Below are 24,186 nucleotides of genomic sequence, written 5' to 3'. Positions count from 1 at the left end.
CCATGAATAAAAACAAAAATGATTTTGAACACCTGAACAGCGATAGCCGTGCCCTTTGGGACTTTGAGGCTCAGGACTTTCCACTGCCGGATGGCGGCGGCATGGGGCGTCTGCAACGCTTTGATTTCAATGATGTGCTGCGGCTTTATCGGTCCGAATTCCGGGTCCAGCGCGACTGTGTGATCGATACCAGCGCAGGCGAATCCGAACTGCCCAACCTGCTCTGCAGCGTGCTCCTGTTAAGCGGCGAAATGCTGCTGGAAACCCCGGATGGCAAACAATACGAGATCACGCCTCAGTCCGGCATCGTCTACCGCGTGCGTGATAACGGCACCCGTTTTCTTATGAAAGGCGGCCAGACGCTTCGACATATAGGCGTGGCCGGTAAAATATCCGGCCTTCACAAGCAGCTAGGCGAGACACTGCCCGGCGCCCTCGCCTGCTTTTCCTCATTTCCCGAGTCTGGCGTTGTCAGCCGTGAAGTGCCGGTCAACACCCGCTTGCGCAGTCTGTTAGCTAATGTGTTTGCACCCGGCACCTGCGCATCCGACCCGCTGCAGGAAATTGCGCTGGAAGGGGTGTCCATGTCTATTCTGGCAGAGCTGGCTCGAGCCATACGGGCCGGCGATACGGAGTGCGAAGACAGAGCCTCACTTTGGGGGGAGCAGATTTTCAGTAACCTGACGACCTACATCCGCAGCAACCTGGACGCGCCCCTCAAGGCAGATGATATATGCCAACGCTTCGGCATTACCCGGCGCCAGCTTAGCCAACTGTTTCAGGTATCAGCACAGTGCTCTCCCAGAGAGTTCCTGCGCCGTGAACGACTTGAGCACGCACGGTCGCTGATCGAACAGGAAGGGGCTCCGGTCAAGATGGTTGCAAATGCAGTGGGCTACAGCCATGTCAGCAACTTTTCCAAGGCCTATCGTGATTATTTTGGCGAAACGCCAGGGCAAACACTGCGGCTGAGCACCATCGATACGAGCGCTGATGAGTAGCTGGCAGATACCATTGGCAGAACCTGTTGTGCCATCTGATACGGCAATCGATCCCCTGTTTGTGCCCGATTATGACCACCCCTCATTTTTTTAAACTTCTTTGCTTTCAGGGTGTTGACAGCATTTCAAAAACAGGGAATAATTCGCGGCCTTGAAAGCAGTTGGCAATATAGCTCAGTTGGTTAGAGCATCGCATTCATAATGCGAGGGTCGCAGGTTCGAGTCCCGCTATTGCCACCACTTTCAAATGCTGGGGTATCGCCAAGCGGTAAGGCAACGGGTTTTGATCCCGTCATGCGCAGGTTCGAATCCTGCTACCCCAGCCACTTATGCGTGGCAATATAGCTCAGTTGGTTAGAGCATCGCATTCATAATGCGAGGGTCGCAGGTTCGAGTCCCGCTATTGCCACCATTTTACATTGCAGGGGTATCGCCAAGCGGTAAGGCACTGGATTCTGATTCCAGCATGCGCAGGTTCGAATCCTGCTACCCCTGCCATCCTCCTAGTAGTTCTTGTATATTCTCCTTCACTCCATGTTTAAGCTAAGATGAACGAACACGCGTTCAGATAGCCCCCGGAGTGTGCATGACCAGTTCAACCGATCAAATCCTATCCGCACTTTCCAAGCATCCCACCCACCGGGATAACGATGCGAGCAGTCGCAATATCAACATCCTGTTTGCACAGTGCGACGGCGCCGCTATGGAACTGCTGCTGAGCAATTTGCGCAACACGGATTTTGCACCTCGTGGCCTTGCCATAGAGAACCTGGAAGCCCTGCAGCAGGCCTTTGAGAGGCGCACTTGGGATTTATTGGTCTTCACCTGGAAAAACGATTACAGGCCAGCCCTGAGCCCTGAGAGCGCTTTAGACTGGATCAAACTGCAAGAACGTGACCTGCCGGTCATCGTCCTGGCCCCCCAGCCGCAGGTTATGGCGCCTAATGAACTGCATGACCTGGGGGTAGCCGCCCTGGTACCCGAATCGGACCATCACTGGGTCATCCATGAAATAGAGCGCCAATATCTGCAACTGTGCCAACGCCGCGAGCTGCGCACAACACTTGCGGAGCTGAAACAGCTCCGTGAGCGCAACCAGTATCTGGTGCAACACTCCAACAGTGCCATCTGCTACCTGCATGAAGGCCGGATTGTATACAGCAACAACAGCTTTGCTCGCCTGCTCGGATACACCGATCATGCTCACCTGTCCAACCGACAGCTGCATTCTTTCGTTGTTGGTAACCAACAGGATCGCCTGACCCATTGCCTGCGCCAGGCAGAAAACGGAGCCGACGATCGCAAGCCTCAAACGCTCACCTTTACACGCCCGGACAAGACATATTTCGAAGGCATGCTCAGCCTGTCACCCGTGATATTTGAGGGCAAAATGTGCCACGCGGTGGAAATCAGTGAACCCGAATGCGAGGAAGAAGCCTTCCGCAGTCTGGACCCAATGACGGGCCTGCAGAATGAGCATGCCTGTATGCAGGCGCTTGAAGCCGCATGCATGCGGGCTCTGCGCGGGGGCCAGGACCGTAGCCTGCTGCTGTTGCGGCTGGACCACCTGAAGATTATTCGTGCCGAGGTAGGTACCGATGGCGAAGCGTTAATACTGCGTGCGATTGCACACATTCTGACGCAAAAAGTGAGCCCGGCACACTTGCTGGGCCACCTGGATGATGACAGCTTCATGGTCCTGATGCACAACGCTGACCCTGACAAGGCAATCAGCCTGGGCCAGGGGCTATGCCACGCGATTCGCAATCACATATGTGACGTTGATCAGGTATCTATTCATACGACGGTGTCGGTGGGCATCGCCATGATCAACGACAGCACACCCGACCCGGCCACTCTGCTTGATCATGCACGCAAGGCCGCCGCCAGCCTCCACCAGGGCAATCGCCCCGGCAACGGAGTACAGCTGTATAATCCCGAGCAAGGCCATTTGACGCAGCTGGACGGGCGCATGAACAAGCGCCTGGCGAATGCCCTGAAACGTGACCGTTTCCGCCTGCTGTATCAGCCCGTAGTCCCCCTGCGCATGGCACATCCATCCGCCTATTACGAAGTGCTGCTGCGGCTGGTCAGCGACAGCAACAAGGCGATCTCGCCCAATGCGTTTATTATTCAGACCATTGAGCCCGAGATTCTCCGGGAGCTGGACCGCTGGGTGATCGAGCACGCACTCCAGGCTCTACAGTCACCGGAATGCAAAGCGCAGAACGTATCCCTCTTTATCAACCTGTCAGGGCCATCGATTCGCTGTAACAAGTTGCCGGAATGGCTGGCACTGAAGCTGACGGAAACGTCGATCAGCCCGTCTCAGTTGATTTTCCAGCTCAGTGAAAGTGATGCCGCCGTGGATCTGATGTCCGCACGGCGCTTTGTGGGTGCCATGTTGCAACTGAACTGCCGCACCTGCCTGAAACACTTCGGCAGTTCGCCCAATTCAAACCATGTCCGTCAGGAGTTGCGCACCAACTTCGTCAAGCTCGACGGTTCCTACATGCGTGATCTGCAGAGTGACAGCCTGGATATGGAAACACTGGGCACCCTGGTCGAGCCTCTGCTGCATCAGAAACGGACACTGATAGCGCCTCAGGTGGAAAACACTCAGGTGATTCCGCAGCTATACGGTGCCGGCATTCATCTGATTCAGGGGCATTACCTGCAGCCACCGCGTGAGAATATGGATTACGACTTCTTTGGCGAGGCCGACCAGGGCAGCTAACCTGGCCGGCCATAGGGCAGGAGAGGCTAGATCAGCGTTTCGCTGTCGCGATCGCGGAAACCGATCAGATAGAGAATGCCGTCCAGCCCCAGCGTGCTGATGGCCTGCTTGGCACTCTGGCGCACCAGCGGCTTAGCTCGAAAGGCAATCCCCAGACCGGCAATGGAGAGCATAGGCAGGTCATTGGCGCCATCACCGACGGCAATGGTCTGCTCCAGACGTACACCTTCACGCTCGGCAATCTCACGCAACAGCTGAGCCTTGCGCTCACCGTTGACGATCTGACCGGTCACTTCACCGGTCACCTTGCCATCCTTGATATCCAGCTCATTGGCATGGACATAGTCAAAGCCCAGCTTGTCCTGCAGGTAACGCCCAAAGTAGGTGAAACCACCAGACAGAATGGCGGTTTTGAACCCCATCGCCTTGAGGTGAGACACCAGCTCGGCCACACCTTCGGTCAGCGGCAGGCGCTCGGCAATCTGCTCCAGTACCGAAGCGTCCAGCCCTTTCAGCAGTGCCACACGGCGACGGAAGCTTTCGTCGAAATCGATCTCGCCACGCATGGCTGCTTCGGTGATTTCAATCACCTGATCACCGACACCGGCTTCCTTAGCCAGCTCATCAATGACCTCGGCTTCAATCAGCGTCGAGTCCATATCGAACACCACCAGGCGGCGGTTACGACGATAGATATCATCCTTCTGGAAGGCGATATCAACACCCAGATCACTGGCCGCCTTAAGGAACTCTTCACGTAAAGCTGCCGCATCCGCCGGCAGGCCACGTACCGAGAACTCAACACAGGCACGCGTCTTGTTACAGGCTTCCTGCTGCAGAGAGATACGACCGGACAAACGACTGATGTTGTCGATATTCAGACCGTGATCCGCCGCAATGGTGGTGACACGGGCGATATGCTCGGCACTGATCTGACGCGACAACAGCGTGATGATATGACGGGATTTACCCTGCCCCGCCACCCAATGTTCGTAGGCTTCACTTTCCACCGGCTCAAAGCGCGCCTGCATTTTCATCTCGTGCGCCTTGAACAGCAGATCCCGCAGCAATGGCGAAGACTCCAATTCTTCAGGCACCTGAATCAACACCCCGAGTGACAGGGTGTTGTGGATAACGGCCTGGCCGATATCGAGGACGTTGATGTTATAGCGAGCAAGAATTCCGGTGATTGCAGACGTAACCCCGGGACGATCATCGCCGGAGACTGTCAGCAGGATGATTTCGTTCATCGAACCCTTCCGTTTGATAAAGCACCGCTGGCATCACCAGCACTAGACTGCAATTATATCAGACAGGCCAATGGCCCGTATGCCTGAGCCCAACCAGAAATGGACTTTACCTGTGCCCGAAGAAAGCCTTATTACGCTACCCGATTTGCCCATCTGGGCGGTGCTCAGCCTGATTTTACTGGTTGCCGCCGCCGAGTCTCTGGCCTTCATCGGCCTGGTCTTGCCTGGCGTGGCGCTGTTGTTTGCCCTGGCTTTTGCCGCTGGCTCCACTGGCATGGACCTGGGCACCTGCCTGGCGATGGCACTGGCCGGCGCCCTGCTGGGGGATGGCATCAGCTTCTGGCTGGGCAAACACAGCACTGATCGCATCCGTAATCTGGGCCTGGTCAAACGCCATCCATCCTGGCTGGAGCAGGGAGAGCGCTTTTTTGCTCGCTGGGGCGGCCTCAGCATTTTACTGGGGCGCTTTATCGGACCGCTTCGGCCCGTAATTCCCTTTGTTGCCGGCAGCTGTCAGATGCCAACACCTCGATTTATGCTGTACAACCTGCTGTCGGCGCTGGGCTGGGCACCTGCCTATCTACTGCCCGGTTATTTTACCGGCCGTGGCCTTCAGTCCATGCCGCCCGCACTGGAGCCCCTGCTCTGGCTTTTGGCCTGCCTGGTCATGGTCCTGCTGGTATGGCAGCAAATTCACCATCGCCTGCACCCCGATACTCTGTTCTCACGCCGCCTGGCGCAGTGGCTGCCAGGTCCCTGGCCACCTGCACCGCTGGTGATGCTGACCGGCACCGCCAGCCTGCTGCTGCTGATCAGCACCCTGGCGCCAAGCCCGTCAGGACTGGCTCTGAACCAGGCTCTACTGCCCACACTGAACGAGTTGGGCACGCTACTGCCCAGAACAGTGTTGGCCGTAACCCTGCTGGGTGATCTGGAGCTGGCGCTGACGCTCGCTCTGGCCACCAGCCTGTTTGGCGCCCTGTGGTTGCGCCAGCCCCAAGCCTGGGGCGTATTGTTGGGAACACTTGCGGTGGTGGGGCTGAATGTTTTGCTGAAGCATCTGTTTGCCATTGACCGGCCGGAGCAGGCAGCCCTGACCACTTTCAGCTTTCCCAGTGGTCATGCGTCTGCTGCCGCCGCGTGGCTGGGGTTGACCAGTGCCTGGTGGGCACATAATCGGCCCCACGCAGTACGGCACAACTGTTACCTGGTGGCGGCACCACTGATTCTGTTGATCGGGCTGTCGCGCTGTCTTTTGGGGGTTCATTGGCCACTGGATGTGGTGGCGGGTATTGCGGAGGGGCTGGCGGTCGCAGCCATGTATCGGATCTGGCTGTACCGCCACCCAGCAAGAGCTTTGGCCCCCCTAGGCTGGCTGGGAGCACTGCTTATACTCGCGTTGGCATATATCGCCTGGCAGCTGGGGCCAGCGGCCGAGACCTACCGGATCAGTTGAACCGACAGACACCCGGCCAGCCAGGAGTGTGCATCAGGCCTTCTTGCGACGGGCCTTGGGTGGATGCTTGGGTTTACGGGCCTTCTTGGGCTTATGCTTGGGCGCTTCGCTCTTGTCACCGCTCTTGTCACCATGACCGGCACCCTTGGCACGCCCTTCAGGCTTTTTTCCGCGTTGACCTCCGCGCGACCGTGATTTGGGCTTGCCGCGCCCATCACCTACCTGCCCCTTGGCCAGTTTTTCGCGCTGGCTCAGCTTCTTTTTCGGTTTGCCCTGATCCGGCTCGCCGACCAGTTCGAAGTCGATCTTGCGCTCATCCAGATCGACACGTACGACCTTAACATCAACACGGTCACCCAGTTTGAACACGCGTCGAGTGCGATCACCGACCAGGCGCTGCTTGGCCGCTTCGAAGTGATAATAGTCACTGGGCAGAGCTGTGATGTGGATAAGTCCTTCCACATACAGGTCTTCCAGCTCAACGAAGACACCAAAACCTGTAACAGCAGCCACAACACCCGGATAGTCTTCGCCGATCTGGTCCTGCATGTACTCACATTTGAGCCAGGAGACCACATCACGGGTGGCATCGTCGGCACGACGCTCGGTCATGGAGCAATGCTCACCCAGCACCAGCATCTGCTCATTGCTGTACGGATACTTGAAGGCGCTGTTGGCCTCGAACTTCTTCGGTCGCTCGACGCCCTTCACCTTGGCCTCACCGTGAATGGCACCACGGATGGCACGGTGAACCAGAAGATCCGGGTAGCGACGGATAGGCGACGTGAAATGAGCATAGGCGTTATAGGCCAAGCCAAAGTGTCCGAGATTTTCAGGACTGTAAACCGCTTGCTGCATGGATCTCAGCATCATCGTCTGGATAATATGGCGATCCGGACGTCCGTCGATCGCTTCAGCCAGCTTTAGGTAATCCTTGGGTTCAGGCGTTTCGCCACCCGGCAGGTTCAGCCCCAGCTCACCGAGGAAGGCACGCAGGTTTTCCAGCTTCTGCGCCTTGGGCCCTTCATGGATACGGTACAGCGCCGGCTTGCCATATTTGGCCAGGAAACGTGCCGTGGCTACGTTGGCAATCAGCATGCACTCCTCAATGATCTTGTGCGCATCATTACGATGTACCGGCACAATTTCATCGATCTTGCGCACCTGGTCGAAGACGATGCGGGTTTCCACCGTATCGAAGTCGATGGCGCCACGTTCGTCACGGGCCTTGCGCAGTGATTTGTACAGATTGTGCAGCTGGTCGATATGCTTGACCACATGTGCATATTCCTGGCGCAAGGGTGCACAGCTCTCGTTTTCCTGATCCAGCATGGCGCCAACCTTGGTGTAGGTCAGACGCGCCTTGGAGTTGATCACGGCTTCGTAGAACTTGTAACCGGACAGCTTGCCGGCGCGGCTAACCGTCATCTCGCACACCATGGCCAGACGATCGACCTTGGGGTTCAGTGAACACAGGCCGTTGGACAGCAGCTCCGGCAGCATGGGCACCACGAACTCGGGGAAGTAGACCGAGTTACCGCGCTTGACCGCTTCCTGGTCCAGCGCCGAATCCGGGCGAACATAGTAGGATACATCCGCAATGGCGACCCAGAGGCGCCAGCCACCGAAGGTCTTCTTCTCGCAGTACACCGCGTCATCGAAGTCCTTGGCGTCTTCACCATCAATAGTGACGAACGGCAGATCACGCAGATCCACACGGTTCTGCTTGTCCTCTTCGCGTACTTCCGGTGTCAGCTCACCGATTTCCTGGTGTACATCTTCCGGGAATTCGTCAGGAATTTCGTAATTGTGGATGGCAACCTGGATTTCCATACCCGGCGCCATGCGGTCGCCCAGTACTTCAATCACACGCGCACGCGCCGGCTGCTTGCGGTTCGGGTGCTGGATAATCTCCGCCACCACCAGCTGGCCGTCTTCATACTCAAGACCCGTGGTCGGGTCAGGAATGATCATCACCTGGTTGGTGATACGCTGGTTCTCACAGATCAGGCTACCGAAGCCACCATGACCATCAAAGCGCCCCACAAGCTTGGTGGTGCTGCGTTCCAGCACTTCGACAATTTTGCCTTCACGTCGCCCACGACTGTCCATGCCGATTGGCTGGACAAGAGCGCGATCGCCATCAAACACTTCGCGCATGTTACGCGGGCTGAGGAAGAGATCATCGCCACCGGCATCCGGCTTGAGGAAACCAAAGCCGTCACGGTGACCGATAACACGGCCGGAAATCAGATCCATCTTGCGGATCAGGCCATACTCATTTTTACGGTTGGAGATCAGCTGGCCATCACGGCACATGGCGATCAGGCGGCGACGCACGCCCTCGATGCCGTCTTCATCTTCGATGCCGAGTTCACGGCAGAGTGCAGGGTGACCAATCGGTGCACCCCATTTTTCGAGAAAGTTGAGCAGGAAGTCGCGGCTCGGGACCGGCTGCGAATATTTTTCAGCTTCCAGCTGAGCATTGGGATCTTTCTCTTGCCAATTCTTAGTCATTCATATTCCATTTTTGTCTGTAACCGCGCGCCTTTTTGGCTTATGCATTTCAGAATAGCTGCTACAGATGTAAAAAATAAAGCCGGCAGAAGCCGGCTTTGTAAGATCAGGGTAGTTCTTCGCCTTCCTCACCTTCTTCCTTTTGCGGCGGCAGCAGATCTTCACGCGTGACATTCATCATCAACAACGCGTTGGCCGCCACATAGATCGAGGAGTAGGTACCGATCAACACACCCACCAGCAGCGCCATGGCAAAGCCATGGATCATTTCGCCACCGAAGTAGAACAGGGCCACCAACACCAGCAATGTGGTGATGGAGGTCATCAATGTACGGCTCAGGGTTTGACTCAACGAGGTGTTCATCACCTCAGTGGAGTCGCCCTTACGCAGTACGCGGAAATTTTCACGGATACGGTCATACACCACGATGGTATCGTTCAGGGAGTAACCGATCACCGCCAGTACGGCCGCCAGTACCGTCAGATCGAACTCCACCTGCAGCAGGGAGAAGAAGCCCAGTACCACGATTACGTCGTGTACCAGCGCAACCACCGCTCCGATGGAGAACTTGAACTGGAAGCGGAAGGCCAGGTAAATCATGATCATGAACAATGCCAACAGCATGCCCAGACCGCCCTGCTCGCGCAGCTCCTCACCCACCTGAGAACCGACAAACTCGTTACGGCGCAGTTCCAGGTTCTGGCCGGAACCCGTTTCCAGCGCTTCCAGCACCTTGTCGCCCAATTTGGGATCGTGGTCGGCCTGCAGGCGGATCAGCACATCACGCGGCGAACCAAAGGTCTGCACCGTGACATCTTCAAAGCCTGCGGTCTGCAAACTGGAGCGCACCTGCTCCAGATCTGCTGCCTGCTCGTAACCAATTTCAACCAGACTGCCGCCAGTAAAGTCGAGGCCGAACTTGAGGCCATTAACGGCCAGAGAGCCGATCGAAACCAGCATCAGGATCAGGGAGAACGCCAGCGCCAGCTTGCGAACACCCATGAAGTTGTAAATTTTACCTGTAGCCATGGGTATCTCCTCAGATCATCACTTTTTTCAGCGTGCGACCGCCATACACCAGATTAACCAGTGCACGGGTAACCAGCAGCGCGGTGAACATGGAGGTCAGGATGCCGACAGACAGGGTTACGGCAAACCCCTTGACCGGGCCTGTGCCCATAGCGAACAGGATTACTGCAGCAATCAGCGTTGTAACGTTGGCATCGAGGATGGTAGTGAACGCGCGAGCAAAACCACTGTGGATAGCCGATTGGACCGGCTGACCGTTTTTAAGTTCCTCTTTGATACGTTCAAATATCAAAACGTTGGCATCCACCGCCATACCCACGGTAAGCACGATACCGGCGATACCCGGCAAGGTCAGTGTTGCCGACATCAGCGACATCACCGCCACCAGCAACACCAGGTTCAAGGTCAGTGCCACGTTGGCCAACAGACCGAACACCTTGTAGTACACCAGCATGAACACCAGCACCAGCGCGAAGCCGATCTTGACCGACAGGGTACCCAGTTCGATGTTTTCAGCGCCCAGGCTCGGGCCAACCGTACGCTCTTCTACGAAGTAGATTGGCGCCGCCAAGGCACCGGCACGCAGCAGCAGCGCCAGCTCGGAGGATTCCTGGGCGCTATCCAGACCGGTGATACGGAAGGAGTTGCCCAAGGTGCTCTGAATGGTTGCCAGCGAGATGATGCCTTTCTCGGTGTACGGAATACGCTTCTCGACACGCTCGCCATCGATGGTCTGCACCAGCATGCGCTGTTTGTGCTCAACAAACAGTACCGCCATGCGACGCTGGATGGCGTTACGGGTCACACGGCTCATCATCTGACCGCCCTTGGCGTCCAGCGTAATGGATACTTGGGGCATGCCGTTTTCATCAAAGGCTGCCTGAGCGTTGGACACGCTGGAACCAGTGATGATTACGTCTTTTTCCAGGTTAGCGGTGCGTTCCGGTGTATCACGGAAGCCGTACATCTCGGTTGTGGCACGGCTCGCATCCGGCCCGGCTTCAAGGCGGAACTCCAGGTTGGCCGTTTTACCGATAATACGCTTGGCAGCGGCAGCATCCTGCACGCCCGGCAGCTGCACCACGATACGGTTACGACCCTGACGCTGAACCAGCGGCTCGGCTACACCCAGCTCGTTGACGCGGTTACGCAGCGTGGTCAGGTTCTGCTTGATCGCATAGTCTTCAATTTCACGGATGGTCTGCTCGGTCAGGTTGACGTACAACCAGGCGTCGCCGTCCACGTCCTGGCTGTCGACCAGAAACTCCTGATAGGTGCGCAGCAGCAGGCTGGACGCGGCATCACGGGCTTCGGCATCAACAAAGCGGATCGCCAGACGGCCATCATCCAGGTGATCAACCACACGGTAACGCAGTTTTTCTTCACGCAGTTTGGTCTTGATCTCGCTGACATAGACATCCAGACGCTGACCTACAGCTTGCGCCATATCCACTTCCAGCAGGAAGTGAACGCCGCCACGCAGGTCGAGGCCCAATTTCATCGGGCCTGCCCCCAGACTGCTGAGCCAGTCAGGGGTCGTCGGTGCCAGGTTCAGCGCTACCACATAGTCGCTACCCAGCTGATCCGCGATCGCTTCCTTGGCGGCCAACTGAGCATCGGACGTGCCCAGGCGCACCAGAGCACCCCCGTCTTCCTGCAAGGCTACGTCCTTGGTTTCAACACCAGACGCCTGCAAGGCGGATTCAATTTGCGTCAGGGTATTGGCATTCACCTCGGTGGTACGAGTGCTGGATACCTGGACAGCGAAATCATCGGGATAGAGGTTGGGGGCTGCGTAGATACCGGCAATCACCAGTACCAGCAGGATCATCAGGTTTTTCCACAGGGGGTAGCGGTTGAGCATCGTGCTCGGTCCTCACCAAAAACAAAAGCGCCACCTGAACAGTGGCGCTGGATCACTCAGACGGGAGATCAGATACTTTTGATCGTTCCCTTCGGCAGTTCGGCTGCCACATGGGCTTTCTGGAACTTCAGCTCGGTACCTTCAGACACTTCCAGTACCACATAGTCGTCGTTCAGACGCACAACCTTACCGATGATGCCGCCAGCGGTGATCACTTCATCACCCTTGGCCAGGTTAGCCAGCAGGTTTTTGTGCTCTTTGGCGCGCTTGGCCTGGGGGCGCCACATGAAGAAGTAGAAAATCAGACCGAAACCGACCAGGAACAGGATGTTGAACATACCCGGATCCATTGCGCCCGCGGCAGGGGCATCAGCGGCCAGCGCCGGAGAGATGAAAAAGCTCATTCAGGTTGTACTCCCGATTACAGTGAAAAGTATTCGCTTCACGCCGTCAGCGGTGGGGTTTCCTGTCCCCGCTGACGATAGAATTCGTCTACAAAGTCGCTCAATTTACCCTGTTCAATAGCGTTGCGCAAACCAGCCATTAGCTCCTGATAGTAGTGCAGGTTGTGGATGGTATTAAGGTGTGCGCCCAGGATTTCGCGGCACTTGTCCAGATGGTGCAGATAGGCACGACTGAAGTTCTGACAGGTATAACAGCTGCAGGTTTCATCCACAGGTGCGGTATTCGTTTTATTGGACGAATTACGGATCTTGACGATGCCGTTGCGGGTAAACAGGAAACCGTTACGCGCGTTACGGGTCGGCATCACACAGTCAAACATATCCACACCGCGGCGGACGCCTTCAACCAGATCTTCCGGCTTACCTACACCCATCAGGTAACGCGGCTTGTCTTCAGGCATTTTCCACGCCAGATGATCCAGCACACGCTTCATGTCTTCCTTGGGCTCACCCACGGACAGGCCGCCGATGGCATAACCATCGAAGCCGATCTCGGTCAGGCCTTCCAGAGACTCGTCACGCAGGTCTTCATACATACCGCCCTGGATGATGCCGAACAGCGCTGAAGGGCTGTCGCCATGGGCATCCTTGGAACGCTGTGCCCAGCGCATGGACAGGCGCATGGAATCAGCGGCTTCCTTGTGGGTCGCAGGATAAGGCGTACATTCGTCGAAGATCATGACAATGTCTGAGCCCAGTTCGCGCTGAACCTGCATGGAGCTTTCTGGCGTCATTAGTACCTTGTCACCGTTCACCGGTGACTGGAAGGTCACGCCCTGCTCGCTGATCTTGCGCATCTTGCCCAGGCTGAACACCTGGAAGCCGCCGGAATCGGTTAAGATCGGCCCCTTCCACTGCATGAAATCATGCAGATCGCCGTGCTGCTGCACGATTTCGGTACCGGGGCGGAGCATCAGATGGAAGGTGTTGCCGAGGATAATCTGAGCGCCCGTGGCTTCGATATCACGCGGCGTCATGCCCTTCACCGTGCCGTAGGTACCGACCGGCATGAACGCCGGAGTTTCTACCACACCACGAGGGAAGGTCAGACGACCACGACGAGCCTTGCCTTCAGTGGTCGTGGTTTCGAACTTCATGAAACATTCTTTTCTCACGCTGACTCCTCGTCCGTCGCCTCGCGACGGGTCAAAAACATGGCATCGCCATAACTGAAGAAACGGTAACGCTCGGCCACGGCCTCGGCATAGGCATCCATCATCGCCTTATGACCGGAGAAGGCGCTGACCAGCATCAGCAGGGTCGATTCGGGCAGGTGGAAGTTGGTAATCAAGGCTTCCACGGTGCGGTAGCGATAGCCGGGGTAGATGAAAATATCCGTATCGCCGTAGAACGGCTCGATTTCGCCTGACTGGCTCGCGGTCTCCAGGCAACGCACGCTGGTGGTCCCAACGGCAATAACACGGTTACCGCGCGCCTGCGCTGCTTTCACCGCCGCACAGGCCTCTTCAGAGACTTCAATATATTCAGCATGCATGTGATGCTCATGGATATTATCCACTTTCACCGGTTGGAAGGTTCCGGCGCCCACATGCAGGGTCACAAACGCCTGCTCCACGCCCATCGCCTTGAGCTGTTCCAGCAGCGGCTCGTCGAAATGCAGACCGGCTGTCGGCGCAGCCACGGCACCGGGCTTGCGGTTATAGACCGTCTGATAGCGCTCACGGTCCGACAGCTGATCTTCACGATTCATATACGGCGGCAGCGGCATATGACCATGTTCTTCCAGCGCACTGACCAGATGCCCCTCAAGGTTAGTAAAGCGCACCTCGAACAGATTCTGCTGGCGGCCTACCACCTCGGCTTCAAGCCCCCCTTCCAGCGTCAATGCAGTGCCCGGTTTAGGAGCACGGCTGGAACGGATATGCGCCAGCGCTTCGCTGTCAGACGTCACGCGCTCAATCAGCATCTCGATTTTGCCGCCACTGGCCTTATGGCCAAACAAGCGGGCCGGGATCACACGGGTGTCATTGAACACCAGCAGATCGCCGGGTTGCAGCATGGAGGGCAGATCGGAAAATTGACGGTGGGTACGTTCGCCCGTATTGCCGTCAACGCACAGCAGCCTGCTGGCGCTGCGTTGCTCCAGAGGGTAGCGCGCAATCAGCTCCTCCGGGAGCTCGAAGTAGAAATCTTTTACCTGCATGAATTCAAACTGGAAGCCTGTTGGAAAGCGCCGATTCTACCTGAATGGAAGGTTTTTTTCAGTCCTGATTGACGAACGAGTAAAGACAAATATAATATGCGCCTTCACTTGCACGGAGCCACTGATCATCAGGCCCCGTCAGATAGTGCCAGCGTGGTGAAATTGGTAGACACAGGGGATTCAAAATCCCCCGCCTTAACGGGTGTGCCGGTTCGAGTCCGGCCGCTGGTACCACTACTTTCCAAGTATATTCAGTAAGTTACAGAGCAAGCCAAGTCAGCACTTAAGCGGCTGATTCCTCATCTTTGCTCGAAGTATCCACAAAGTGTCCACATTGATTCAGCGGGTTCAGTCTGACGATATCGTCATCTGTATGAACTAATTGCCGAGTGTTTCTGCAGCCTTTGCTGACGCATCACTGAATCGTACTTTTGTAACGCTCTTTCCAAGGCACGGAAACAGACATTACTGCTATCTCAGTGACTATTCTCCGTCATCTCAAATAGCACAGGCTTTTCCAGACTGCTGTCACCGATTACACACCCGTTCAGCCCTCAACTCCGCAGAACAAGCCCATTTCTACTACCCTTAAACTGATGATTTTGACCAGCCACTTTCAAGCCGGCGGTCATACTGCATTTTTCGTGATATCGAGCAGCTAAAATCCAGTGTATTTGCCTGGGAGTTATGCCAATATCCGGCGTTTTCCAGGCTTCATTGATAGCAGTGAGAACTGTATGGAATGTATGAAGGAAAGCTCCCCTGTTGCAACCAGGGAGCACAGGCTACACACCGCTGGCTGGCGGGAATGGGTCTCCCTTCCCGAGCTGGGAATTTTCCGCATCAAGGCGAAGATGGACACCGGCGCACGCACGTCTTGTATCCACGCATTCGAGGTAAAACCCTTTGAAAAGGACGGCGCTCAGTGGGTGCGTTTTAGTGTTCACCCTGAGCAGAACAATGTTGAACATGTGGTCACCTGCGAAGCCGAGGTGGCTGATTTCCGTGCCGTAACCGACTCCGGTGGCCATCGCGAAATGCGCTATGTGATCAGGACCCAGATTGAGTTCAAAGGCATGCGCTGGCCGGCAGAGTTTACGCTGACCAACCGCGACACCATGAAGTTCCGCATGCTGGTGGGCAGAACCACCATGAACGGACGTCTGGTGATTGATCCATCCCTTTCCTATCAGCTTTCAATCGAAGCAGAGGCTCTATGAAAATCGGTATTTTGTCGCGCAACTCGTCGCTCTACTCCACACGCCGACTGATTGAGGCTTGCAAAGAACGCGAGCACGAGGTCAAGGTGATCGACGCGTTGCGTTGCTACATGAACATCAACTCGGAAAAGCCTTCTATCCACTTCAAGGGTGAGGACCTGGTCGGCTTTGACGCCATCATTCCACGCATTGGTGCTTCGGTTACCTTTTATGGCTGTGCGGTGCTGCGTCAGTTTGAAATGATGGGGGTCTACCCCGTCAACGAATCCGTTGCCATCACCCGCTCCCGCGACAAGCTGCGCTCACTGCAGTTGTTGTCACGCAAAGGCATCGGCATGCCGGTAACCGGCTTCGCCAGCAAACCTGACGATGTAAAAGACCTGCTGGACATGGTGGGCGGCTCCCCCGTGGTGATAAAACTGCTGGAGGGTACCCAGGGCATTGGTGTGGTACTGGCAGAAACCCGCAAGGCGGCCGAAAGCGTGATTGAAGCCTTTATGGGGCTTAAGGCCGACATTATGGTTCAGGAATACATCAAGGAAGCCGGCGGCGCTGACATTCGCTGTTTCGTCATCGGTGACCGTGTCATCGCAGCCATGAAACGCCAGGGGGCAGAGGGCGAATTCCGTTCCAACCTTCACCGGGGCGGCCACGCATCTCTGGTACGCATAACGCCACAGGAACGCAAAACGGCGATTGACGCCGCCAAAGCAATGGGGCTGGGTGTCGCGGGTGTGGACCTGCTGAGATCTTCGCGCGGCCCTCTGGTGATGGAGGTGAACTCCTCACCCGGGCTGGAAGGGATCGAGAACGCGACCGGCAAGGATATCGCCGGCATGATCGTTCAGCATATTGAGAAAAGCGCCAAGCCCTGGAAAACGCGCACACGCGGCAAGGGTTAAGCCAGACAGTAAAAATGCCCTCGCGACACTGCCGGGAGGGCATTTTATCGGTTTGCAATTGTTAGCGTTCAGCCACTGATGCGTCCTCCGCCTGATACTGGCGCGCCGCCTTGCGGAAGGCTTCCAGTGCCTCGGCAGCATCAACATTCATATCGCTGACGCTTTCCACCCATTTCCGGTCGAAGCCGGAGGTCAGCTGCTGAAACTCCTGCGTCATGGGCGCTTCCTCAGCCACTTCTCTGATAGTGACTTCATACTTCAACGCTTCGGCAATGCCGTTCTTGTCGGACTGATCCCAGGCCTTACCGGCCAGAGCCGATAACTTCGCCCCGGACACCTTCATGACCGCTTCCCGATCTTCAGGGCTGAGACTGTCGAGAAAGTCTTCGTTGGCCACTATGGCAAAGCTGCCCATGTATAGACCACCCGGCATCAGAGTCAGGTGCGGGGCGACCTCAGCCAGACGGAAATCCTTCTCGCTGGCGGCCGGCATGAAGACCCCATCGACAATGCCCTGCTGCATCAACTCATAAACCTTGGGGCCCGGTGCGGATACCGGCGACACGCCCAACAGCTCACCCAGGTCCTGTTGAATACCGCCGCCCAGGCGAATTTTTTTGCCCTCCAGGTCTGACAGCTTATTAATGGGTTGCTTGGAGAATATCTGACCCGGGCCATGCGTAAACAGTCCCATCAGCGCCACGCCTTCATGCTCCGCGGCCTTGGCAAAATACTGTTGATACACATCCCAGTAAGCGGCCGATGCGGCTTCAGCATTCACACCGGCGTTGGGCAGTTCCACCATTTTGGTCAGGCGAAAGCGACCCGGTACATAGCCATGAAAGCTCCAGGCCGCATCAGCAACACCATCCTCCACCAGATTGAAGTAGGAACTTTGCTCACCCAGGGCATATTCCAGCTTCATTTTGACGCGGCCTTCGGTGGCCTCTTCAATCCACTTGCCCCAGGTGGGCAGGACGACACTGTTTTGCACATGTCCCGGCGGGCCTGCGGTAGCCACATGCATGATAATGGGTTCGTCGGCCTTGGCATTGAAACTGGCCGCAAACGAGAGGGCCACCAGGGTGGCTTTGACAGAGTATCGATTCAGCATAGGTGTACCTTTTTATTGTTGTCTTGGCGGTATCAGCATCTGTTAGCAGATGCACTCGGTCAGGGGCCGGGAGAGGTCCCTAGCCTGTTCGGGGTTCAGCCGTGCACGGCTGGCAATGAGTTTTTTGGCCTGCAGGAAGTCGGCCGGCCGGTTGATGGAATCGCAGGCGATCAACTGCCCGTCCTGTAGATAAAGCCAGCTGCAGTCAGCCTCGCTGCCGCGCTGGATCACCTGCGTATAGCCCGTATTCAAACCGGCAATCTGCAGACGCCGATCAAACTGGCTGGACCAGAACCAGGGCACTTCGGGGGCTGGCGTATCGGCGTTCAACAAGGCGCTGGCCAGCATGGCAGCCTGGCTGGTGCAGTTTTGCACCGACTCCAGACGTAACCAGCGTTGGTAATGGGGATGGTATTGGCGCGCACAGTCGCCCAGTGCATAGATCGCTGCATCACTGGTCTGGCAACTGGCATCAATCAGAATGCCGTTATCGCACCGGAGGCCTGCCGCAAGCGCCAGCTGCTCGGCCGGCTCCACACCGATGCCGATCACCACATGATCGGTGGGCAGGCATTCCCCACTCTCCAGACGAACACCGGTAACTTGGCCATCACCCAGAAACTCGGCAACCTGGGTTTCAGTGCGGATACCCACACCCTGATCTTCATGCAAAGTGTGGAAGTAGCCTGCCACTTCCGGTGCTACCACACGCCCCAGAATGCGTTCGCCACGTTCAAGCAGATCCACTTCAAGGCCCAATTTGCGCGCTGCGCTGGCAATCTCCAGACCAATGTAGCCACCACCAATCACGCTCAGGTGCTGACCCGGCTCGAAACTTTCCTGTAACCGGCGCGCATCGTTCAAGGTTTTAAGATAATGGATACCCTCCAGCTGGCAGCCCGGTACGTCCAGTTGCCGAGGGTTGGCGCCGGTGGCCAGTACCAGCTGGTCATAGGGCAGCTGCTGACCGTCCTGCAAACGTACACAACGGCGGGTGCGATCAATTTCCTCTACCCGGCTGCTCAGGTGCACCTGCACTCCCAGCTTGTCGTAGATTGCTGCGGGCAATAATGGCAGCTGGGCTTCACCCACTTCTCCGAACAGGTAATCCTTGGATAGCAGTGGTCGGTTATAGGGCAGGACCGACTCTTCGGTAATCAGGGCAATCTCGCCGTCAAAACCGCGCTTATGCAAGGTGCGAATCAGTTGGGCAGCGGCATGACCACCACCCACAATCACCAACTTCTGCATGGCCCGACTCCTCTTCTGTTCAACATTCAGCAGGCACAATGGTGAGGGACATGCCGCTCATTTCCGGCGCCAGTCGCAGCTGGCAACTCAGACGTGAGCCGGTGGTGCGTTCGTTCAGAGCTTCCAGCAGAATCTGTTCATCCATGCCCGGCTCACCCAGGCCAGCCTGCCAGGGTTCGTCGACCACAATGTGGCAGGTACCACAGGCAGCACAGCCTCCACAGATGCCTTCAACGCCGGAACTTTCATCGCGCAGCAGCTCCATAAGGGTGCCACCTGGTTCGCCGCTCAGGGTTTGAGTCTCACCCAGGTCGTCTGTTACATGGATTTCAATGCTCATGATGTTTTCTCCAACGAATGCTCAGGCTGAGGCAGCGGTCGGTTTGACGCTGAACGGTTTTTTCTTGGCTTCGCGGACGACCGCTTCATCTTCCGCACGGCGTTTCAGGTAGCGCCGCATGGCCACGCTGGCGGCATCGGCGCTGAGCGAGATTTCGAAGAAGTCATCATCCTCGTGGCGCGATGCTAGCAACTCTTCCTGCGCCTCCAGGCCTACCACATCCTCATCAAAGGCGGCCATCAGCTGCTCATGCATAAAGTCAGTGACGTCGTTTTCCTCCAGCGCAAAGTTGCGACCGTGCACGACGAAGTAATGTGTTGAAGTACCCGTCTCCGGGGTCGGAATGTGTGCAGTTTTGATGCGCTGGTCCGGGCGCTCGGACTCATCCAGCGAGATGTCATAGAACTGGGCGTGCACGATATGCAAAGCCGGCGAGACAAAGTCGGAGGTGGTAATGCGAGCCGCATCCTTGCCTTCCAGGCCAGTCGGCTTTGCCCAGACCGGGGGCAGGCGTGTCGGCACTACATAGCGCTTTAGCAAGAAACGGCCGTCGCCAATATCGGTATCGAACTCGGCCTTGGCATAATCCGGTGTCCCGAACGTTTTGGCATGCAGAAAGCTCAGGTGAGTCAGGTCGAGCAGATTCTCATGCAGATAGACGTAGCTGGCCTTGAGCGGCATGTAATCCTCTGAGGTTACCCAGCCCTCTTCCAGCATCGGCATGGCCGGAATCTTGCTGATATCTGCCTCTTCAGGCTCACCCATCCAGATCCAGACCACCGGCCCCTGTTGATGCAGTGGATAACTGCGAATGGAGATACCCGCGCAGCTGCACTGCGAAGGCACTTCGACACACTGGCCGTTTTCGTCATAGCGCAGACCGTGGTAGCCACAGACTACGGTGTCGCCTTCCAGGGCACTGCGAGATAGCGGGAAAGAACGGTGGCCGCAACGGTTATCCAGTGCCACCGGGGTGCCGTCTTCCTTGCGGAACAACACCAGCTGACGATCCAGCACCGTGCGCGCCATCAGCTCACGGTCGATTTCACGACTGAGAGCGACGACGTACCATTCGTTGTAGATAAAGGGCGTATTGCGACCTGCCATGCTGCGGCCGGCAACCTGTGCGGCACGCTGAACTCGTGTCAGTGACATGAGGCTCTCCTGATTCTTGTTGTTGATTAGCCTGTATGCACACGCTAATCCAGAGCCCCTGGCCAGGCACTCACAAGATCTTGTGAGGCTCGATAAATACGCAGTCGCGTGCAATACTGCTTTGATCGGTCCACGTCGCATTGCCATCGGCGACTGCATAACAATAAAGAGACCTGCGAGGCCGTCAGATGAACCCAACGCTCGACCAATGGCCACTCGACCATCTCATTTCGAGTATCGGACAACGCCGCTTTGATCAGGTGTTGAGCCACAGCATGCACCGACTTACCGGCGCCGATCACTGTATTCTGGTGTCCTACCCGGCCTACACCCAGCATCCCTATACCCTGTTCACCACCGGTGCCATCCAGTCCGGGCTGGCACAGGAATGCCGGCGTCTGTACGACGAAGTGCTGTACCAGCGCGATCCCAACCTGCCTCGTCTGCAGGCCGGAAAGCCCGTGAGCGCTCCCCAGATTCAAGCCCTTCAAGTGGAAGAGCTGAGCGATCCCGAGTACCGTCATCAACTGATGGACCGCTGCGGCATTCGTGAGAAGCTGGCCTTCATGGGGCAAAGCAACGGCCAGCCGTTCTGCCTCAATCTCTACAAACTGCACGACTCTTCATCACGTACTCTGGATGCCAGCCAGCTGGAAGCGGGTGGCACTCTGCTGGCATCGGTACTGGAGCGACACATCACCTTTGCCGGACAGCAGCAGGTACGCTTTGACCTGCCCTGGGTGCTGGCACGCCTGCAAGGTGCCTGTGGAGAGCTGCTGACTGCGCGAGAACTGGCTGTAGGCGCCCGGATCGTACTGGGCTACAACTCGGAAGCGATTGCGCTGGACCTGGGCATCAAGATGAATACCGTGCTGACCCACCGCAAAAACCTGTATGAAAAAGTGGGTATTGGCACTCAGAATCAGCTGTTTGCACTGGTTGTGGAAGGACGCCTGCCCTTTTAGTTCTTTAGTAGGAGGGCTCAATTTTGTACCAAGAGAGATCAAGAACCTTCAAGACGATTTGACGACCTGAATCTAGATTACGCCTTATCAATAAATATAAGATTCAGGTTGCTGTATGAAGATCATGATCTATTCTGACGCCTCGGATGCCCAACTGTTTGCCCGAGTAGAATCTGACTTCCGTGTCCCTGTTGAACGGCTGACAGAGGACGACTTTTCTCCTCAGGCAATCAAGGCCAACACTGCCCTTCTCGACAGCAAGCACAATCTGCTTGTTATTATCACCCAGCGCAAATACGCCTGTATTATGGACTGGGTGCTCAAACTGCGTGCCGAAACCGATATCCCTATTCTTTTGGCCTCTGATCAGCTCAACAGTGCTGATGAATATATTGTTCGTAATGCCGGCGTGGATGATTTTCACGGTAGCACTCAGTATGACAGCATGCTGTGCGTTAAAATACGCTCAGCCAAACGCTGGATTGAACGTTTAAAACAAAAAAATGTTGCTTATAATAGCGAATGGACGCTCAATAAGCAGGCACTTAAAATCGTTTCGCCCAGCCAGGATGCCCGCCGTATTAGCCACAATGAATGCAAGTTGCTTGATTTGCTATTGCAAAAGAAAGGTGAAGTGATAACACGCAGTGAAATTTCACAGCATGTATTTCGCCGTGAGTGGGACCCAACCGATAAATCGATCGATATGCTGATTTGCAAGGTGCGTGGGCGGTTCCGAGATCACACTGAAGAACAGTTTCCCGCCATTGAAACCGTGCGTGGTGTTGGCTATATGCTCAGAGCGAGCTGAGACGTTTGATTTCGGTGGGAGTCATGCCGGTTTCGCGTTTCACATGCCGAGTCATATGGCTTTGGTCAGTGAAGCCGCACTGACTGGCAATGGACGACAGTGTCAGGCCTGATTTATGGGTATTCCTGATCAAGTCTACCGCCACTTTCACACGTCGCTGAATAATATAGCGATGTGGCGGGATGCCCATATCGCGCTTGAAGATGCGAGCAAAGTGGTGCGGGCTGCAGTGACAGATCTGCGCCAGCGCATCCAGCGAGATAGATTTATTCAGGTTTGCATCTATATATTCAGCCACCATTTTATAGCGACGATTGGACAGACCAGCCTCGCTCTCTTGAATATCCTGCTTATTACTGTAATGCTGCAGCAGATGGGCGAAAAGAGCTTTTTCCAGGCTCTCGGTATAGGTGGTACCATGATAGAAATTCTGTTTCAGCTCCGCATGTAATAACGAGGTTAGTCCTTTCAAAACCTCATCCTGCCGATTAAAAAACAGCTCCATCTCGACACCATTTGCATCCACATCCGCTTCCTGCTCCAAAAACAGCGCCAACTCGGATGCTGGCATAATAAAGTGTACGCAGGTCGAGTCCGGCTCTTCAATTAACCAGGTGTTATCACTTAACGCTGGTACAAAGGCAAAATCGAAGGGTTTCCACACCCCTTTATTGACCTCATCCGCGCACTTGTAGACCACCTCGCACTCAGGCGGGCTGCTGTTCAGAATAAGCACATGATGATCCATACCGGGAAGACTCAGGTCCACTTCCGGCAGGGGTTCATACTCTTCAATTATAAGCTTAGAACGCTGATCTTCATGATTGGACCGAGTCGGCGTAAAGGGCAACAAAGCCAGTTTTTCTTTTGGGGAGATGATTTTTTTAGACATAGCGGCCTTGTTTTTTTATCTTCCAGTCTAACGAACATGTCCCGGATGACAAATGTAACAAGATGTTACAAGATGTTATAGGCCTGTTACAAAACACTGATCATGCATTAATTTAAACAAAGTGTCTCCAATTTTATGCTGCTCCGGTCAACATACTGGAGCAACAGCATGATCAACTATAAGAAGACAATCCTCTCAAGTGCTATTTTGTTGGGCAGCCTGTCAGTGGCTCAGCAGGCGATGGCGATCGCCGAAACCGTTCACCCGCGCGACTACATTCCGGCTCCGGCTGGTACCAACCTGTCTGTGACCTACCTGGATCACCGCAGTGCGGACAACATGAATGTCGACGGTGACACCGTTTCCAAAAACGCGGGCTTTGAAGCCAACGCAATGATTCAGCGTTTTATCCACTTCACCGAGTTCATGGGCATGCCAGCCGATCCCCAGGTCATCATCCCGGTCGTTGATCTGGACGTAGGTATCGCGGGTCAGGAAAGCCAGGGTGTCGGTGACATCTTCTTCGGCTCTACTTTCTGGCCGCTGGCTGATGCAGAGAACAAACAATGGTTCGGTATTACTCCCTTCATCTACATGCCGACCGGTGAATACAACTCTGACAAGGGCGTTAACCTGGGTGCCAACCGCTGGAGCTACGTGCTTCAGGCCGGTTACACCAAAGGTCTGACCGACGGCCTGTTCTTCGAAGTGGTCGGTGAAGTCGAATGGTACGGCGACAACGATGACTACGTTGGCGGCACCACCCTGTCCAAGGACGAAACCTACCGCTTCAATACTATGCTCTCCTACGATGTCGGCCCGGGCCGCTATGTCTGGGGCCGCTACACCAAACAGGTCGGCGGTGAAGAGTCTGTCAGCGGCGCTGCGCAGGATAATGAGATGGACACCGACACCATGAGCCTGGGTTACAGCCACTGGGTCGGCCAGGACTTCCAGCTGCAGGCTGAATACACCCGCGACCTTGAAGTTGAAAACGGCTTCGAGACCGACGGCGTGACCCTGCGTCTGGTAGTACCCTTCTAAGGAGAGCAA

Annotated in this window: 20 protein-coding genes and 5 tRNA genes; 13 read left to right on the top strand and 12 right to left on the bottom strand. The window is 55.9% G+C overall.

Annotated elements, in window-relative coordinates; all coding sequences use genetic code 11:
- Positions 1 to 2 precede the first annotated feature (2 nt).
- The 6 genes from O3C79_RS05570 (at position 3) to O3C79_RS05545 (ending at position 3,738) form a co-directional block, all read left to right on the top strand.
- Positions 3 to 1,001 (top strand): helix-turn-helix transcriptional regulator, encoded by a 999-nt coding sequence (locus O3C79_RS05570; protein WP_494385127.1) that lies wholly within the window; start codon positions 3 to 5, stop codon positions 999 to 1,001.
- A gap of 163 nt (positions 1,002 to 1,164) precedes the next feature.
- Positions 1,165 to 1,241, top strand: a tRNA-Met gene (locus O3C79_RS05565).
- Between the two features lie 11 nt (positions 1,242 to 1,252).
- Positions 1,253 to 1,327, top strand: a tRNA-Gln gene (locus tag O3C79_RS05560).
- 9 nt (positions 1,328 to 1,336) lie between these two features.
- Positions 1,337 to 1,413: transfer RNA gene (locus O3C79_RS05555), tRNA-Met, on the top strand.
- An 11-nt stretch (positions 1,414 to 1,424) separates the two neighbouring features.
- A tRNA-Gln gene (locus tag O3C79_RS05550) sits at positions 1,425 to 1,499 on the top strand.
- A gap of 88 nt (positions 1,500 to 1,587) precedes the next feature.
- Entirely contained in the window at positions 1,588 to 3,738 is a 2,151-nt protein-coding gene (locus tag O3C79_RS05545) for an EAL domain-containing protein (protein WP_494385126.1), read from the top strand.
- 26 nt (positions 3,739 to 3,764) lie between these two features.
- Here O3C79_RS05545 and serB read toward each other — a convergent pair whose 3' ends face one another.
- Complete coding sequence (gene serB, locus O3C79_RS05540) at positions 3,765 to 4,988, bottom strand: phosphoserine phosphatase SerB (RefSeq protein WP_494385125.1); 1,224 nt, start codon at positions 4,986 to 4,988, stop codon at positions 3,765 to 3,767.
- Between the two features lie 70 nt (positions 4,989 to 5,058).
- Between serB and O3C79_RS05535 the strand changes: the two genes are divergently transcribed.
- Complete coding sequence (locus tag O3C79_RS05535) at positions 5,059 to 6,444, top strand: VTT domain-containing protein (protein ID WP_494385124.1); 1,386 nt, start codon at positions 5,059 to 5,061, stop codon at positions 6,442 to 6,444.
- A 33-nt stretch (positions 6,445 to 6,477) separates the two neighbouring features.
- Here O3C79_RS05535 and rnr read toward each other — a convergent pair whose 3' ends face one another.
- The 6 genes from rnr to queA all read right to left on the bottom strand — a co-directional run bounded on the left by rnr (position 6,478) and on the right by queA (position 14,483).
- Entirely contained in the window at positions 6,478 to 8,961 is a 2,484-nt protein-coding gene (gene rnr / locus O3C79_RS05530) for a ribonuclease R (RefSeq protein ID WP_494385123.1), read from the bottom strand.
- Between the two features lie 106 nt (positions 8,962 to 9,067).
- Positions 9,068 to 9,991 carry a protein translocase subunit SecF gene (secF, locus tag O3C79_RS05525; RefSeq protein ID WP_494385122.1) on the bottom strand — a complete coding sequence of 308 codons (924 nt, stop codon included), beginning with the start codon at positions 9,989 to 9,991 and terminating at the stop codon, positions 9,068 to 9,070.
- Positions 9,992 to 10,001: 10 nt separating this feature from the next.
- The gene (secD, locus tag O3C79_RS05520) at positions 10,002 to 11,855 is read right to left on the bottom strand and encodes a protein translocase subunit SecD (protein ID WP_494385121.1); all 1,854 of its coding nucleotides are present in this window, start codon (positions 11,853 to 11,855) and stop codon (positions 10,002 to 10,004) included.
- 68 nt (positions 11,856 to 11,923) lie between these two features.
- Positions 11,924 to 12,259, bottom strand: coding sequence for a preprotein translocase subunit YajC (yajC, locus tag O3C79_RS05515; protein ID WP_417533914.1), 336 nt, complete (start codon positions 12,257 to 12,259; stop codon positions 11,924 to 11,926).
- Positions 12,260 to 12,297: 38 nt separating this feature from the next.
- Positions 12,298 to 13,416 (bottom strand): tRNA guanosine(34) transglycosylase Tgt, encoded by a 1,119-nt coding sequence (tgt, locus tag O3C79_RS05510; protein ID WP_076463582.1) that lies wholly within the window; start codon positions 13,414 to 13,416, stop codon positions 12,298 to 12,300.
- 14 nt (positions 13,417 to 13,430) lie between these two features.
- Complete coding sequence (gene queA, locus O3C79_RS05505) at positions 13,431 to 14,483, bottom strand: tRNA preQ1(34) S-adenosylmethionine ribosyltransferase-isomerase QueA (protein ID WP_494385120.1); 1,053 nt, start codon at positions 14,481 to 14,483, stop codon at positions 13,431 to 13,433.
- Between the two features lie 147 nt (positions 14,484 to 14,630).
- Here queA and O3C79_RS05500 point away from each other — a divergent pair.
- The 3 genes from O3C79_RS05500 (at position 14,631) to rimK (ending at position 16,605) form a co-directional block, all read left to right on the top strand.
- Positions 14,631 to 14,717 (top strand) — tRNA-Leu (locus O3C79_RS05500).
- A 503-nt stretch (positions 14,718 to 15,220) separates the two neighbouring features.
- Positions 15,221 to 15,703, top strand: a complete 483-nt coding sequence (locus O3C79_RS05495) for an ATP-dependent zinc protease family protein (RefSeq protein ID WP_494385119.1) — start codon at positions 15,221 to 15,223, stop codon at positions 15,701 to 15,703.
- Positions 15,700 to 16,605: a 30S ribosomal protein S6--L-glutamate ligase gene (gene rimK, locus O3C79_RS05490; protein ID WP_494385118.1), complete on the top strand. Its 906-nt coding sequence runs from the start codon at positions 15,700 to 15,702 to the stop codon at positions 16,603 to 16,605. The genes O3C79_RS05495 and rimK overlap by 4 nt, the downstream gene beginning before the upstream one ends.
- A 61-nt stretch (positions 16,606 to 16,666) precedes the next feature.
- On the opposite strand, the gene O3C79_RS05485 is transcribed toward rimK, so the two are convergent.
- From O3C79_RS05485 to O3C79_RS05470, 4 genes are read right to left on the bottom strand one after another with little or no spacing between them, the layout of a single operon-like run.
- On the bottom strand, positions 16,667 to 17,719 hold the full coding sequence (locus tag O3C79_RS05485) for a TRAP transporter substrate-binding protein (protein WP_494385117.1): 1,053 nt from the start codon (positions 17,717 to 17,719) through the stop codon (positions 16,667 to 16,669).
- A gap of 42 nt (positions 17,720 to 17,761) precedes the next feature.
- The gene (locus tag O3C79_RS05480) at positions 17,762 to 18,970 is read right to left on the bottom strand and encodes an NAD(P)/FAD-dependent oxidoreductase (RefSeq protein WP_494385116.1); all 1,209 of its coding nucleotides are present in this window, start codon (positions 18,968 to 18,970) and stop codon (positions 17,762 to 17,764) included.
- Between the two features lie 19 nt (positions 18,971 to 18,989).
- Positions 18,990 to 19,310 carry a 2Fe-2S iron-sulfur cluster-binding protein gene (locus tag O3C79_RS05475; RefSeq protein WP_494385115.1) on the bottom strand — a complete coding sequence of 107 codons (321 nt, stop codon included), beginning with the start codon at positions 19,308 to 19,310 and terminating at the stop codon, positions 18,990 to 18,992.
- Positions 19,311 to 19,331: 21 nt separating this feature from the next.
- The gene (locus O3C79_RS05470; RefSeq protein ID WP_494385114.1) at positions 19,332 to 20,465 is read right to left on the bottom strand and encodes an aromatic ring-hydroxylating dioxygenase subunit alpha; all 1,134 of its coding nucleotides are present in this window, start codon (positions 20,463 to 20,465) and stop codon (positions 19,332 to 19,334) included.
- Positions 20,466 to 20,653: 188 nt separating this feature from the next.
- Here O3C79_RS05470 and O3C79_RS05465 point away from each other — a divergent pair, with 188 nt between their 5' ends.
- Positions 20,654 to 21,430 carry a helix-turn-helix transcriptional regulator gene (locus O3C79_RS05465; RefSeq protein WP_494385113.1) on the top strand — a complete coding sequence of 259 codons (777 nt, stop codon included), beginning with the start codon at positions 20,654 to 20,656 and terminating at the stop codon, positions 21,428 to 21,430.
- Positions 21,431 to 21,545: 115 nt separating this feature from the next.
- Positions 21,546 to 22,241 carry a winged helix-turn-helix domain-containing protein gene (locus tag O3C79_RS05460; protein WP_494385112.1) on the top strand — a complete coding sequence of 232 codons (696 nt, stop codon included), beginning with the start codon at positions 21,546 to 21,548 and terminating at the stop codon, positions 22,239 to 22,241.
- Here O3C79_RS05460 and O3C79_RS05455 read toward each other — a convergent pair.
- Positions 22,228 to 23,133 carry a helix-turn-helix domain-containing protein gene (locus O3C79_RS05455; RefSeq protein ID WP_076463629.1) on the bottom strand — a complete coding sequence of 302 codons (906 nt, stop codon included), beginning with the start codon at positions 23,131 to 23,133 and terminating at the stop codon, positions 22,228 to 22,230. The two genes, O3C79_RS05460 and O3C79_RS05455, sit on opposite strands and share 14 nt — an antisense overlap.
- Positions 23,134 to 23,301: 168 nt before the next feature.
- On the opposite strand from O3C79_RS05455, the gene O3C79_RS05450 reads away from it, so the two are divergent.
- Positions 23,302 to 24,177, top strand: coding sequence for a transporter (locus O3C79_RS05450; RefSeq protein ID WP_417533903.1), 876 nt, complete (start codon positions 23,302 to 23,304; stop codon positions 24,175 to 24,177).
- Positions 24,178 to 24,186 lie beyond the last annotated feature (9 nt).

The sequence above is a fragment of the Marinobacterium sp. NO-S09 genome (genome assembly GCF_059179545.1).
Note: the sequence above shows the minus strand (reverse complement) of the source record. Positions and strands in the feature narration are given on the sequence as shown.

Bases quoted from the DNA above. Each gene is read 5' to 3' on its own strand.
- O3C79_RS05545 (WP_494385126.1), top strand. From the start codon at position 1,588: ATGACCAGTTCAACCGATCAAATCCTATCCGCACTTTCCAAGCATCCC.
- O3C79_RS05455 (WP_076463629.1), bottom strand. From the start codon at position 23,133: ATGTCTAAAAAAATCATCTCCCCAAAAGAAAAACTGGCTTTGTTGCCC.
- serB (WP_494385125.1), bottom strand. From the start codon at position 4,988: ATGAACGAAATCATCCTGCTGACAGTCTCCGGCGATGATCGTCCCGGG.
- secF (WP_494385122.1), bottom strand. From the start codon at position 9,991: ATGGCTACAGGTAAAATTTACAACTTCATGGGTGTTCGCAAGCTGGCG.
- O3C79_RS05570 (WP_494385127.1), top strand. From the start codon at position 3: ATGAATAAAAACAAAAATGATTTTGAACACCTGAACAGCGATAGCCGT.
- O3C79_RS05535 (WP_494385124.1), top strand. From the start codon at position 5,059: ATGGCCCGTATGCCTGAGCCCAACCAGAAATGGACTTTACCTGTGCCC.
- tgt (WP_076463582.1), bottom strand. From the start codon at position 13,416: ATGAAGTTCGAAACCACGACCACTGAAGGCAAGGCTCGTCGTGGTCGT.
- O3C79_RS05450 (WP_417533903.1), top strand. From the start codon at position 23,302: ATGATCAACTATAAGAAGACAATCCTCTCAAGTGCTATTTTGTTGGGC.
- O3C79_RS05470 (WP_494385114.1), bottom strand. From the start codon at position 20,465: ATGTCACTGACACGAGTTCAGCGTGCCGCACAGGTTGCCGGCCGCAGC.
- queA (WP_494385120.1), bottom strand. From the start codon at position 14,483: ATGCAGGTAAAAGATTTCTACTTCGAGCTCCCGGAGGAGCTGATTGCG.
- O3C79_RS05460 (WP_494385112.1), top strand. From the start codon at position 21,546: ATGAAGATCATGATCTATTCTGACGCCTCGGATGCCCAACTGTTTGCC.
- rnr (WP_494385123.1), bottom strand. From the start codon at position 8,961: ATGACTAAGAATTGGCAAGAGAAAGATCCCAATGCTCAGCTGGAAGCT.
- secD (WP_494385121.1), bottom strand. From the start codon at position 11,855: ATGCTCAACCGCTACCCCCTGTGGAAAAACCTGATGATCCTGCTGGTA.
- yajC (WP_417533914.1), bottom strand. From the start codon at position 12,259: ATGAGCTTTTTCATCTCTCCGGCGCTGGCCGCTGATGCCCCTGCCGCG.
- O3C79_RS05465 (WP_494385113.1), top strand. From the start codon at position 20,654: ATGAACCCAACGCTCGACCAATGGCCACTCGACCATCTCATTTCGAGT.
- O3C79_RS05475 (WP_494385115.1), bottom strand. From the start codon at position 19,310: ATGAGCATTGAAATCCATGTAACAGACGACCTGGGTGAGACTCAAACC.
- O3C79_RS05485 (WP_494385117.1), bottom strand. From the start codon at position 17,719: ATGCTGAATCGATACTCTGTCAAAGCCACCCTGGTGGCCCTCTCGTTT.
- O3C79_RS05480 (WP_494385116.1), bottom strand. From the start codon at position 18,970: ATGCAGAAGTTGGTGATTGTGGGTGGTGGTCATGCCGCTGCCCAACTG.
- rimK (WP_494385118.1), top strand. From the start codon at position 15,700: ATGAAAATCGGTATTTTGTCGCGCAACTCGTCGCTCTACTCCACACGC.
- O3C79_RS05495 (WP_494385119.1), top strand. From the start codon at position 15,221: ATGGAATGTATGAAGGAAAGCTCCCCTGTTGCAACCAGGGAGCACAGG.